This window comes from Prevotella sp. HCN-7019, assembly GCF_037890215.1.
GTDB lineage: Bacteria > Bacteroidota > Bacteroidia > Bacteroidales > Bacteroidaceae > Prevotella.
Genome location: NZ_JBBKBO010000003.1, coordinates 464879 through 478424, shown reverse-complemented (window position 1 = coordinate 478424; position 13546 = coordinate 464879). Strand labels below are relative to the sequence as shown.

8 protein-coding genes and 1 riboswitch are annotated in these 13546 nt (G+C 48.4%); all 8 genes read left to right on the top strand.

Annotated features, from left to right (window positions below; genetic code table 11):
* The first annotated feature begins 490 nt into the window (after positions 1 to 490).
* The 8 genes from WKT13_RS07005 to porN all read left to right on the top strand — a co-directional run bounded on the left by WKT13_RS07005 (position 491) and on the right by porN (position 13495).
* Positions 491 to 3376: an outer membrane beta-barrel protein gene (locus WKT13_RS07005; RefSeq protein ID WP_340323351.1), complete on the top strand. Its 2886-nt coding sequence runs from the start codon at positions 491 to 493 to the stop codon at positions 3374 to 3376.
* A 516-nt stretch (positions 3377 to 3892) separates the two neighbouring features.
* Positions 3893 to 3965, top strand: a riboswitch (Fluoride riboswitch).
* Positions 3966 to 4072: 107 nt separating this feature from the next.
* Positions 4073 to 4450 carry a fluoride efflux transporter CrcB gene (gene crcB, locus WKT13_RS07000; protein WP_340323350.1) on the top strand — a complete coding sequence of 126 codons (378 nt, stop codon included), beginning with the start codon at positions 4073 to 4075 and terminating at the stop codon, positions 4448 to 4450.
* A 1049-nt stretch (positions 4451 to 5499) separates the two neighbouring features.
* Positions 5500 to 7233 (top strand): S41 family peptidase, encoded by a 1734-nt coding sequence (locus tag WKT13_RS06995; protein WP_340323349.1) that lies wholly within the window; start codon positions 5500 to 5502, stop codon positions 7231 to 7233.
* A 341-nt stretch (positions 7234 to 7574) separates the two neighbouring features.
* Positions 7575 to 8519 (top strand): PorP/SprF family type IX secretion system membrane protein, encoded by a 945-nt coding sequence (locus WKT13_RS06990; RefSeq protein ID WP_340323348.1) that lies wholly within the window; start codon positions 7575 to 7577, stop codon positions 8517 to 8519.
* 5 nt (positions 8520 to 8524) lie between these two features.
* A complete protein-coding gene (gene porK, locus WKT13_RS06985) occupies positions 8525 to 9973 on the top strand; it encodes a type IX secretion system lipoprotein PorK/GldK (RefSeq protein ID WP_298619243.1) in 1449 nt (482 codons plus the stop codon).
* Between the two features lie 6 nt (positions 9974 to 9979).
* Positions 9980 to 10804 carry a type IX secretion system motor protein PorL/GldL gene (gene porL, locus WKT13_RS06980; protein ID WP_340323347.1) on the top strand — a complete coding sequence of 275 codons (825 nt, stop codon included), beginning with the start codon at positions 9980 to 9982 and terminating at the stop codon, positions 10802 to 10804.
* A 63-nt stretch (positions 10805 to 10867) separates the two neighbouring features.
* Entirely contained in the window at positions 10868 to 12412 is a 1545-nt protein-coding gene (porM, locus tag WKT13_RS06975) for a type IX secretion system motor protein PorM/GldM (RefSeq protein ID WP_298619247.1), read from the top strand.
* A gap of 48 nt (positions 12413 to 12460) precedes the next feature.
* Positions 12461 to 13495, top strand: coding sequence for a type IX secretion system ring protein PorN/GldN (gene porN / locus WKT13_RS06970; protein WP_298619249.1), 1035 nt, complete (start codon positions 12461 to 12463; stop codon positions 13493 to 13495).
* Positions 13496 to 13546 lie beyond the last annotated feature (51 nt).

The window sequence follows — 13546 nt, the reverse complement described above, 5'->3', positions numbered from 1 at the left end:
TGTTGGTACACCATACTTGACTTTATATTATTAGAGTTAATTGGTTTTATCATTAAATAAAAATATTATTGCTTAGATAATATTTGATAAGGTGCAAAAAATTGGAGTATTATATAATACTATCTTATTTATCTAAGATAGTTAAGAAATTTATCTATAAATTTATGTTAAATTTATAGGTTTTCTGTTTAGATTTTCATACTTCGTGCGTCTTCCATGTAAAAGCTGTCCGATTATGATCAGCAATAAATGTAAACCTCTAAAAACCGAGACCTATGAACAATAAATCAGTATATCATGAATTGTGTGTGTCAGCATTATATTTTCTGTCGCATCGTCAGAAGATGAACCGTATGCATCAGAAACGTGCATGCCGCATCCGTCATCAGACGACAGTGCTGTATGATACGGATCTTGTCAGGACGCAGCAATTCCTGTCAGTGTAAAGAGAATAACAAAAGAATTTATTAACCGATAAAAGCCTGAATTTATGAGAATGAGAAGAAGTATTTTGTTGATATTAATGATAGCTTGTGTCTGTTCTTCTTTCGGACAGAAAGAGCGAGGCATAAACATTTATGCCACGATAAAAGATTATATTCTGCGCACAACAATAGAGAATGCGAAGGTGACGCTTCTGTCTCCAGACAGCGTGGTGCTTGACAGTTGCAGAAACAACTATGGATACAGTACATTGAGAAAACTATACAGTTTCAAGGTCAAGGAAGGAAACTATATCGTCAAGACCGAGAAGGAAGGATATGAAACAACATATACTCCGATAGAGATAAGCAAGATCAGACGGCGCGAGACAAGCAGAGTGCTCTCCACCATATACATGAAACGTCAGAAGGTGCATTCCATAGACGAGGTAGTGGTTACAGCCACGAAGGTGAAGTTCTACAATAAGGGAGATACGCTTGTCTATAATGCCGATGCCTTCCAGCTGGCAGAAGGCTCAATGCTCGATGCCCTGGTTAAGCAGCTGCCCGGTGTGGAGCTGAAGTCCGACGGCCGCATATATGTGAACGGCCGCTTTGTGGAGAGTCTTCTTCTCAACGGCAAGGACTTCTTCAAGGGCGACAATACAATCATGCTTGAGAACCTTCCTACTTACGCGGTAAACACGGTGAAGGTTTACGACAAGGCCGGGCGTCTGAGCGAGTTTCTCGACCGCGACATGAACGACAAGCAGTTGGTGATGGACGTCAACCTTAAGAAGCAGTACAACATAGGATGGATGGGCAATATAGACGCCGGCGGCGCCAACCACGACCTGTACATGGCCCGACTGTTCGCCATGCGTTCCACCGACCACTCCCGTGTGTCGTTGTTCGGAAACATGAACAATATCAACGACTTCACCACTCCCAACACCAACGACTGGACTCCTGACAAAATGCCTTACGGGCGGCTTACGACAAAGAAGGTCGGTGTGAATGTGAATGTGGACGACCGTGAGGGCCGCTACGAATATACCGGTAACGCAAACTTCATCCATTATGACAATCATGAGGTGCAGAATACATTCCGCACCAATTTCCTCGCTGATGGCGACACCTACGACCGTCAGGTACAGGACGCGCGCTTCTGCAATATGTTTTTCAACACAAGCCATGGTTTGAGACTTAAGCCTAAGGGTGACATGTCGCGTGTGGAGTATGATATTAATTTGGGCGCAAGCTACAGTCGCATGCGTCACGACCTCTCTATAATCTCCGCCACCTCAGACGAGACGTGGAACGGCTTTGAGGATTTCATGAAAATCCTTTCCACACCGGTACTCGATGACAACCTTCGTGCCCGCCTTATAAACCGTCAGATAAAAAACAGTTATTATGACAGCAAACAATGGTCTGCCAATTTAGGCTCCAGTATGATGCTGCGCATGCCCCATAACAGTGACTATTTGTATCTGAACTTAAAAGGTTCGATGTTCGGTTCGGACATGCGTGATTTCACCCATCAGCGTATAGACTATTTTTCAGGAACCGGTTCGACTGACTTTATAAACCGTTATAACGATGTCACACCCTCACGTGGCTATAGAATAAAATTCACAGGTAGTTATGGTTTTGTCTTTTCAGAAAATTTAAGGATTAATTTCGACTACAACATGAGTGCCGGACGTGACAAGTCCATAAACAAACTCTACCATCTTGAGACTCTCGACGGTTGGGGGCTGGACACTGAGCATCCTATAGGTGCGCTGCCTTCGGTCACAGAGTATCTGCCGACACTCGACGGAAAGAACAGCTACAATTCGGTGGAAAGCGATAACAGTCATTCCGTCGGAGTGAATGCAAATATAGAATTGTTGCGTGATGACAAGTTGGCCATGCAGTTAATACCGGGATTGACACTTGATATATTGAACGAGAAACTCGATTATCGTCGCGCCCGTATAGATACAGCTTTCAGTCGCACCACATTGATGTTGAGACCTTTATTGGAATTGCATCTTAGGACAAAGGATTTTCAGCAGGGCGGAGCTTTAAAATACAGCATGGACTGCAGCACCCCCAACATGCTCTATTCTCTTAACTTCGTTGATGACTCCGACCCTATGACGACCGTAAACTATGGCAACAGGAATCTGAAGAACAGACGCACCCACACCATCAGTCTCGACTATAATGACAGAAAGCACACCATAAAGATATCTCCGATTGTGACATTCAACATAAGCGAGAACGATGTGGCCATGGGTTATGTGTACGACCGCAGCACGGGCCGCCGCACATACTCCTACTACAATGTGGACGGCAACTGGAATATTTCCGCCAGATTCAACATGAACGGTCCGCTGGACAAGAAGAAACGCCTGTATTTCAACTCCGCCACGTCGTGGAACTACTACAACAGTGTCGATATGATAGGTGACGATCTTGCCTCCGCTCCGGTGAAAAGCACCGTCAAGAGCTCTGTGCTCTCAGAGACTCTCAATCTTGACTATACGCTGGGCAAGCACAGCATAGGCTTCAGAGGCTCTGTGTCATGGTTGAATACGGAGGGCGACCGCGACAATTTTGTACCTATCAACGCATACGACTTCAACTATGGAGTTTACGGTTATCTTCAGCTTCCGTTCGGTTTCAAGCTCGACACCGATCTGACCATGTACAGCCGTCGCGGCTATGAGGACACTTCGATGAACGACGACAACTTTGTGTGGAACGCCCGTCTGACCCGTTCTTTGCTGAAAGGCAAGCTCACTCTGCGTGCCGATGCCTTCGACATACTACATCAGTTGAAGAAAGTGGAGAGCAGCATCAACACCCAGGGACGCGTGGAACGCTATTACAATACTCCGCCGCGCTATGTGCTCATACACGCAATCTACCGTTTCAATGTGTTCCCTAAGAAAAAGATGTAGACCAATATAATACAATTATGCTGACGTTGGCTGTATTGCAGCTTCCTTAGCATCAGAGTCAGAAAAATGATTAAGGGATTGATGCAGCCCGTTCCGTTTGTGGAACGGGCTTTTTTAATTTCTCTATTCACGGTTTTCCTCATGGCGTGTTGTGCGGAATGATATTCCCCGCAACTGCTCATGCGGAAGTGGAGACATGATTGTTTTGTCCTGAAGTGTACGGTAGTCCGGAGAGGTTGTGTTGTGACAGCCGTGTCGGACGGTTGTGGCTGAATGAGCATGATGCGAAGGAAATGCTGGAAATGAGGTGTTAAAAAAGGATAATATGTGCTTATGTGCGATATAAAGCCGTACCTTTGCACTGACCATACCGCGCGACGCCCGTTCGATGACGGGGCGTGTCTGTTGCCGGATGTTGCCGGGAGAGCGTGCGGAGCATGAGTTCGTATGAGTTGTTTGAGTGATGATGTGCGGTGTGTCCGGCTTTCATCCGTAGTATTGAAAGCGTTTCATCTGCAGTCATCGGGCAATGGCATCTGCCTTTAACCGCCGTTTTTTAGTGAAACGTGCTGATGATACCTGTTGTGGCGATAGCAAGGCTATTGTCGGTAAGATGTGTTGTGGCGGTTAAGAAAAGGATGTCTGAACGATAGTGATATTATAATTTGTAATCAGTTAAAATCTTTATATTTTCCTATGTTAAGAGTAATTCTGTTTATAGGTGCGGGAAGTTTCGTCGGTGGAGTGGCCAGATATCTTCTGTCGCACGTAGTGCAGACCAACGTCGCTTCGGGTTTCCCATGGGGGACGATGGTTGTCAATGTTCTCGGCTGTTTCTTCATAGGCCTGCTCTACGGCCTGTTTGAGCGTGGAAGTCTTATGAACAGCGATCTGCGCATGTTCCTCACCACCGGCTTCTGCGGCGGTTTCACCACATTCTCAACATTCATGCACGAGAACTACGCGCTGCTTTCTGACGACAGGTTCGCGCAGTGTGCGGCCTATTCGGTGATGAGTTTCGCCATCGGACTGTTGGCGGCATACGCCGGCCATTGGGTTGTCAAGGCTGTCTGAGAGGCTTGTGGCAGTCGTACGGATGTCTTTAAGTTAACCGTCAGTATGCCTGTCTTAGTTCGGTTGTTTTACATTACTTAACATTTTGCGCCCGATATGGCCTCTGTCATATGTTAAAATGCGGTCCGGTTTTCTCACGTTTTTTTCGTCATTCTGGAGAAAGGTGAGAGCCCGAAATGCCCTATAATGGCTGCGCCCGGTGTCTGTCATGCGGGAATATCCGCAAGTCCGTAGTGCGGAAAAGCCTTTTATGCACTACGGAACAGGCATTATTGGGGCCTGAAACTGTCTGTTTCAGGCCATGATATGGGCTTAATCAGGGTGCATAATGGGCTGTTTCGCAGCACAGAAGACAATGTATTATGTCGCGGTTGAGGTTAAGCGGCTGATTATCAGGTGAATGGCCGAAGTGCTTCAAAACTTGAATATTTGCGGGCAAACGTCTTGTCGGTCGGAATTCCGCGTTAAATCGGGCTTAATAAATGTTAAATACATTTATTGCTGTCTTGTGGCTTTGTTTTATGGTTATTGCATCTTGCTTCGTCTTTCGAAACTGTATAGTGGTGGGGCTTTGCTTGTTTGTATGTTTACAAGTCGCATGCATGTTGATGTCTATGCCCGTTGAAAATAATTCTTTTGCTCAAAGAATCGGTGCTGTTGTTTCGTGAAGATCCGGTCGGGATTTTTAACTGTTAAATCCAAACGGCCTGTCATATTAAGAAGAAATAATGAGGTGATTATTTCTGTGGTGGGTTAATAAAGATTAAAATCAAAATATTCTTGTTTAGAAATCCCATGTTCAGACGTTTTAATATAAAGTCGGTCCGTTTATGATTTGTCGTGATTCAACCCTGTGGTTGGTCTTCACTGTATAATCGTAAGCAACAGAGTTATAAATAGAGCGGACGATAGAATTTTGTAGGAGTCGAGAATATGGATGGGGATTTGTTGTATTCGATAATTTGATAGCATTTTATAACAATGCTTGTTTGCTGTATCTTGGTTGTGTACAATAATATTAATGTAAAACAATAAAATTCTAACCTGATATGAATAAAGAGAAAGTGTTTCGGGTATATTGCTTTGGTTTGTTGATATCGTGCTTGTTGTTTGCGGTTCCGTCATGTCTGTTGGCGCAGAAACAAGTTTCGCAAACATTGCTTGACAATGTTTATGACGAGTTGAAAGTCTGTTCTGGAGTAGTTTCAGATTCGGTGAAATATACCGGAAGTAACCTTCGTAAGGCTGGAGGCTTTTGCTTTCAGCGTGGTTTTGGTTCCGGCTGGACAAAAGGTTGCAGGCTTACCTTGGATGATATTGGTGAGAAAAAGGTAAAGCGCATACGTGATGTGTTCGAGTTGTTTAATGATATCCAGTATGTTAATTTGTCTGATGAAAACGGCGCATCGACATTTTTTGAAAAAACAAAGACCGTTTATTTGTACCGTTATGATAATGACAAGAAAAGGTTGTACTTTCTTAAGGCCACCACTGATGACGAAATATGCGTGCCGTATAACTGGACAGATGTGAGCTTTCTTGATGCTACCGTGCATAATCCTTTGAAAAACATAAGTGAAAAGGATTCGCGTATGCTGGCCCTGTCAAGACTATGGTCGGGTGTGGCACGTAACTTTGTATTCATGAATCGTGTCAAGATAAGTTGGGATAGTCTGTATGTTGACAACATGGAAAAAATGTATAATGCGAAGGATTTGGGCGAATGTTTCCTCATTATGCAACGTATGGTTGCACAACTGCATGACGGTCACACATTTGTATATGGCAGTAGTCCGTTCAGTGAATATGCTCCGTTTACGACAGTTTTTATCAATGGACGGGTATATGTAGACAAGGTGTTAAGCTCGTCAATGGCAAAACAGGGACTGGAACGTGGCATGGAGCTTGTTTCTGTAAATGGAGATAGTGCGGTGGAATATGGCAGAAAGTATGTCATGCCATATGTTTCATCGTCAACGCCGCAATGGACACTCCATGAGACTTATTGCGGTCATAATTTATTGAAAGGCGAAAAGAACGACACGCTTGCGATGGATTTTGAGTCAGAAGAAGGGAAACTGCGCATCACGTATGTGCTGGGAAGCAGCAAACAAGACATCGAGGACAAAAAGCCTGTGATGCAGTTGAAGATTATGAAAGACAACATAGGCTATCTGAAAATAAACAACTTTATGGCGAACGACTTTATATCGACGTTTGATAAATTATATAAGAAGATATCCGGGACGTCTGCTCTCATTATAGATATACGTGACAACAACGGTGGCAATTCTAACAATGCAGATTACGTAATACAGCATCTTGTAGCCGACTCTGTTAAGAAGAACAACTGGTCGAGTCCGGTATACATCCCGGCGTTCGCGTCATGGGGATGGACTCATGCTCCATATTGCTCTGAACCGGGATATATAAAGGCAGCCGTAAATAAGTCTTTGTATAGCAAGCCTGTAGTATTGCTTGTGAATGCCGGCACTTTTTCTGCCGCCGAAGATTTCTGCTCCATACTCAAGTCGGCCGGACGTGTGCAGGTAATAGGTACACGCACTGGTGGAAGTACTGGTAACGGTGTGCGAATTACTCTTATACCGGGATCTTGTTATGCGAATATCTGTTCAAAGCATGATGTCATGTCAGACGGCACAGAGTTCGTGGGAATAGGCATAATTCCTGATGTGGAAATAGAGGAAACTTATGATTCATATTTCAACACAGAAAAGGGAAAGCAGCTTAGTGAGGCTCTTGAACTTTTGCGTAGACTGTAATACAATCCATGGAATACTTCCGGGTTGCCCGTAAAGCTGTTACGGTCGATTTAGAAGAATAATTATTAATATCCTGCCATTATACATTTAAAATGTTTTTCCTGTAATGGTAGGAATGTCGTTTTCCGTTTCTGTTTCTGGCATAAAGTATTGTGTCAGGAGTAGAAACGGAAAACATATATGGAGGAATGAATGGATATGTATTATTTATTATATTTGTTTTTAATGGAGTAATTAATCGATGTTGGCTTATTCGTACGAATGTGTTATAAGAAAAACTTATGGATTAAATGCAATAAAAGTTAGATTGATTGGCAATAAAAGATAGAAAGCGACGTTATATGTACGTGTTTAAACGCAAATTCATAACATTGGCTTTTCTGACGCTTGCCTCCATCGGAGCGCACGCGCAGTATGACGTGGCGTTCAGTCACTACTTCGACATGGAACCTACGTTCAATGCGGCGGCTGTGGGCAAGCAGTCGAAGCTGAACATAACGGCGGCCTACGCCATGGACTTCGTGGGCTTTGAGAACAATCCGCAGACCATGTATGCGGCGGCCGACATGCCTTTCTATTTTCTGAAGGGTCTGCACGGTGCCGGAGTGCAGTTCATGAACGACAAACTCGGTCTGTTCAGCCACCAGCGTCTGGCCCTGCAGTATGCCTACAAGCACAAGCTCTTCGGCGGAACCATAAGTGCCGGTCTGAGAGTCGGGCTGCTGAGCGAGAGTTTTGACGGTACGGATCTCGACGCAGGAGAGGCCGGCGACCCCGCGCTTCCAACCACGAAGGTGGAAGGCAGCGGCTTCGATCTGGGTGTCGGATTGTATTATATGCGCGGTCCGTGGTATGTGGGTGTTTCGGCCCAACATCTGAATGCGCCGCTCGTGGAGTTGGGCGAGACCAACGAACTGCAGATAGATCCGACATATTATTTGACGGGTGGATACAATATAAAACTGCGAAATCCGTTTCTTACAATAAAACCGTCGGTGCTCGTGCGCACGGACGGAGTGGCCTACAGGGCCGACATAACCGGCCGGCTGATATACACCAACGACAAGAAGATGATGTATGGCGGTGTGGGCTACAGCCCTACCAACTCGGTGACATTCATGTTTGGCGGTATGGTACACGGTGTGATGCTCGGCTACAGCTACGAGTTCTACACCTCGGCCATAAGCCCCGGCAACGGAAGTCATGAGCTGTTTATCGGCTATCAGATGGACCTTAACCTGGTAAAGAAAGGAAAAAACAAACATAAAAGTGTGAGAATACTATAGAAAATATGAATAAGAAGAACAACAGTTTGATGGCATTGCTCGCTCCGGTATTCTGCCTTGTGCTCGCCGGATGCTTCGGCGGACGCATGACGTCGTCGGGACGAGGCGGCGAAGTCGTGGGCGTAAGCGGCAGGGCTTTCACAGAGCCGACCCCTTACGGCATGGTTAAGATAGACCGCGGCTACCTGCGCATGGGTCTGGAGAAGGGCGACAGCCTTTGGGGCATGCAGACACCGGTGAGAGACATTTCGGTGGACGGATTCTGGATGGATGAGACCGAGGTGTCGAACGCCAAGTACAAGCAGTTTGTGCTGTGGGTGCGCGACAGCATCGTACGCACCCGTCTTGCCGATCCGGCCTACGGTGGCGACGAGACTTACATGATAACCGAGGACGAGAACGGCGACCCCGTAACCCCGCACCTCAACTGGAAGAAGCCTATACCGCGCAAACCTACAGAGGATGAGTTGCGCGCCATAGAGAGTGTCTATACCACCAATCCGGTGACGGGCGAGAAAATGCTCGACTACAGACAGATGAACTATAAGTATGAGATTTACGATTATACGGCCGCAGCACTGCGTCGCAACAGGCTCAATCCCGAGGAACGCAACCTCAACACCGACAATACGGTGGATCCGAACGAGGTGGTCATGATATCCAAAGACACCGCCTATATCGACGACGAGGGCCGCATCGTGAGAGAGACCATCAACCGCCCGCTCAGCGGACCGTGGGACTTCCTCAATACTTACATCGTAAACATATATCCGGACACAACGTGCTGGGTGAACGACTTCCGCAACTCGGACAACGAGATATACATGCGCAACTACTTCTCCAATCCTGCCTACAACGACTATCCCGTCGTGGGAGTGACTTGGGAGCAGGCCAACGCCTTCTGTGCGTGGCGTACTGAATATCTGCTCAAGGGTCTCGGGCCGGAGGCACGCTTTGTGCAGCGCTACCGTCTGCCTACAGAAGCCGAGTGGGAATATGCCGCCCGCGGACGTTCGGGCACAGAGTTCCCATGGGAGGACGAGGGCGTGAAGAGCGGTGAGGGCTGTTTCTTCGCCAACTTCAAACCCGACCGCGGCAACTATACCGAGGACGGCAATCTCATCACAAGCAAGGTTGGCATATATGCTTCTAACAGCAACGGACTCTTCGACATGGCCGGCAACGTGGCCGAATGGACCAGCACCGTCTATACCGAAGCCGGAGCACAGGCCATGAACGACCTTAACCCGCAGCTCGAATACAACGCGGCGAAGGAGGATCCCTACAAACTGAAGAAGAAAAGCGTGCGCGGAGGTTCGTGGAAAGATCCCGAATCGTATATCCGCTCGGCATGGCGTACATGGGAATATCAGAACCAGCCGCGGTCGTACATCGGATTCCGCTGCGTGCGCAGCCTGGCAAGTACATCAAGTGGAAAACAGAAAAAGAAATAAACAGCAATGACTGAATACAGCAAATACAACATTGTCTATCGTCTGCAGAAATGGATCGACAGCGTTCCGGGGCAGACATTCCTCAACTATGCTTACAGCTGGGGTGCATCAATCGTTATTCTCGGAACATTGTTCAAACTTACCCACCTGCCCGGTGCCAACATCATGTTGTTCGTGGGTATGGGTACTGAGGTTATAGTGTTCTTCATCTCGGCTTTCGACCGTCCGTTCGACAAGACGGCGATAGGCATGGATTTGCCTACGCATGTGGAGGAAGAGTACGACGGTGACGGCGAGGAAGACGAGGCTGAGGCTGCCGGTACTGCGCAATCGCCTGCTCAGCCTGCCGTACAGGGTGGCACAATCATCATCGGAACGCCCGGAACGGCATCCCCTGCAGCTGCTGTGGCTGCTCCTGAAGGTGCTGCGGCTGTTGCCGGAGGCATGACTGGGGCAACCGTCGTGGCCGGCAACTGGATGGCCGGACAGCAGCAGAACGGCGAGGAACTGGCTGTGGCACAGGGCAACTATATAGAGGAACTGAACAAACTCACGGAGACTCTGCAGAAGGTTTCGGAGCAGAGCGAGCGCCTCACACGCGACAGCGAGGAGATGGAGATGCTCAACCGTACGCTCACCGGTATATGCCGCGTGTACGAGATGCAGCTTAAGGGTGCCAGCCAGCAGATTGGAACCATCGACCAGATAAACGAACAGAGCCGCAAGATGGCTCAGCTCATAGAGCAGCTCAACGGCATCTATGCCCGCATGATAGAGGCGATGACCGTCAACATGCGCGCCGCAGCGCCCGACGCCGCTCCAAAACAGTAACCGTGGACCGGTCAGCCCGCAGACGGAAAACACTGCGGGCCATGACATAAAAGTATAACATAAATGGCAATAAAGAAACGACCTGTATCGCCGCGCCAGAAGATGATCAACCTGATGTATGTCGTCCTCATGGCAATGCTTGCGCTCAACATATCGACTGAGGTGCTCAACGGTTTCTCAATCGTTGAGGAAAGCCTTAACCGCACCACCTCCAACTCGTCGAAGGAGAACGAGGCCATATACCGCAACTTCTCTGAACAGATGAAGGCAAACCCGCAGAAGGTGAAGGAATGGTTTGAGAAGGCGACGGCGGTGAAACGTATGAGCGACTCGCTCTACAACTTCGCGCAGGAGCTCAAGGTGGAGATTGTGCGCATGGCCGACGGTGCCGACGGTGACGTGATGAACATCGTCAACAAGGAGGACCTCGAGGCTGCAAACCAGGTGATGCTAGCACCTGGCACAGGAAAGGGCCGTAAGCTCTACGACGCGATAAACAGTTTCCGCACACGCATCGTGTCCATGGTGACCGACCCGCGCCAGCGGAGCATCATTGAAAGCAATCTTACTACCAAACTGCCGAAGAATGCCGTCACAATGGGCAAGAACTGGCAGGAATACATGTTTGAGGACATGCCTGTGGCTGCTGCTGTCACACTGCTCTCCAAGTTGCAGAGCGATGTGCGCTACGCCGAGGGTGAGGTGCTGCACACGCTTGTATCTAACGTGGACATGAAGGATATACGTGTCAACCAGCTCAACGCATTCGTTATTCCCGAGTCGCGCACAGTAATAAGCGGCGATGTTTTCTCGGCTCAGATAGTCATGGCGGCTGTCGATACGACGCAGCATCCTGAGGTGTATGTGGGCGGCCGCAAGATAAACGGCAACACTTATCGCTTCACAGCGGGCGGAGTGGGAGAACATTCGTTCGGAGGATACATCACGATGAAGAACGGCAACGGCGACGTGATACGCCGCGACTTCACGCAGAAATACACTGTTGTGGGACCGAGTGCCACTGTTTCGGCCGACCTGATGAATGTCCTCTACGCAGGATATGAGAATCCTATCAGCATAAGCATTCCGGGTGTGCCGCTCAGCAGCGTGTCTGCATCGATGACGGGCGGTTCGTTCCGTTCCATCGGTATGGGACGTTACATAGCACGTCCTACCACCGTGGGACAGGATGTGACAATCACTGTGTCGGCCAACCAGAACGGACGTTCGCGCCAGATGGGCAAATACGTGTTCAAGGTAAGAAAACTGCCCGATCCGACGGCTTATCTCCAGATAGGCACCGACCGCTTCAGAGAAGGTGGACTGGCAAAGGCTTCGCTTATGGGTGTGAACGAAGTGAAGGCTGCCATCGACGACGGCATCCTCGACATACAGTTCCGTGTGCAGAGTTTCGAGACGGTGTTCTTTGACAATATGGGTAACGCCGTACCGATGGCATCCGACGGAGCATCGTTCAGCAGCCGTCAGAAAGAGACCTTCAGAAAGCTTTCTAGAAACAAACGCTTCTATATCTCGCGTGTCACGGCTGTGGGTCCCGACGGTATAACGCGTCGTCTGCCTGGCTCAATGGAGGTTATCGTGAAATAGAACTGACTAAGAATAACAGAAAACGAACATACAACGAGTATATATATTATGAGAAAATTAATGTTCATATTGATTGCGGCATGCCTCGTGCAGAGCGTTTCGGCGCAGCCGGAAGCACGCCGCAGGGAACAGCAGCAGGCTGCCGCGGCAAGTGCCAACGCACTCTCTACAAGAGCACAGATTTCGTTCCCGACGCAGGCGCCGATGGACGAGGATGTTGTGTGGAGGCGTGACATCTACCGGGAGATAGATCTTAACGACGAAGCCAACGCCGCGCTGTATTATCCGGTTGAGCCGCTCGGTTCGCAGATGAACCTTTTCACCTATATCTTCAAGCTTGTGATGCGCCGCAGTGTCACGCCTTATGAGTACAGACTTGACGGCAATGAGGTGTTTGACGAGTCGGCGAAGGTCAACCTTATGTCGATTCTCGACAACTATCACATATTCTACGAGCGCACCGACAGAGGTATACGCATCGACGACAGCGACATACCATCGCGCGAGGTTACGGCATACTATGTGAAGGAATGTGCCTATTATGATCAGGCAACAGCCACTTTCCATACCAAGGTGACGGCCCTCTGCCCGATATTGCGCCGTGAGGATGACTTCGGCGATGCTGCTACGTCCTATCCGCTCTTCTGGGTGAAGTATGACGAACTGGCCCCGTTCCTCACCCGACAGACCATTATGACCAGCAATCTGAACAATGCTGCCGTTATGAGCGTGGACGACTATTTCACCCGGAATATGTATAAGGGCAAGATATACAAGACGTCAAACATGCTCGGTAAGACTCTTGCGCAGTATTGCCCCACCGATTCGGCCATGACAAAGGAGCAGAAGCGCATTGAAAACGAGCTGAAGGCGTTTGAGAAGAATATCTGGGGCGATCCGGTGCGTAAGGATTCGCTCGACAGCATAGCCAAGCTCGACAAGAAGGAACTGAAGGCAACGAAGAAAAAGAATCGCAGATCCGGCGGAACATCGCAGACTGTGAAAAAGAAGAGCAAACCGTCTTCCACATCGTCGTCTTCGTCATCATCGGCACGTGTGACGGTACGCCGGCAGAGACATTGACACAATTGGACAGTGAGTGTTCCCGAAAGGGAGCACTCCGAATTTACACAC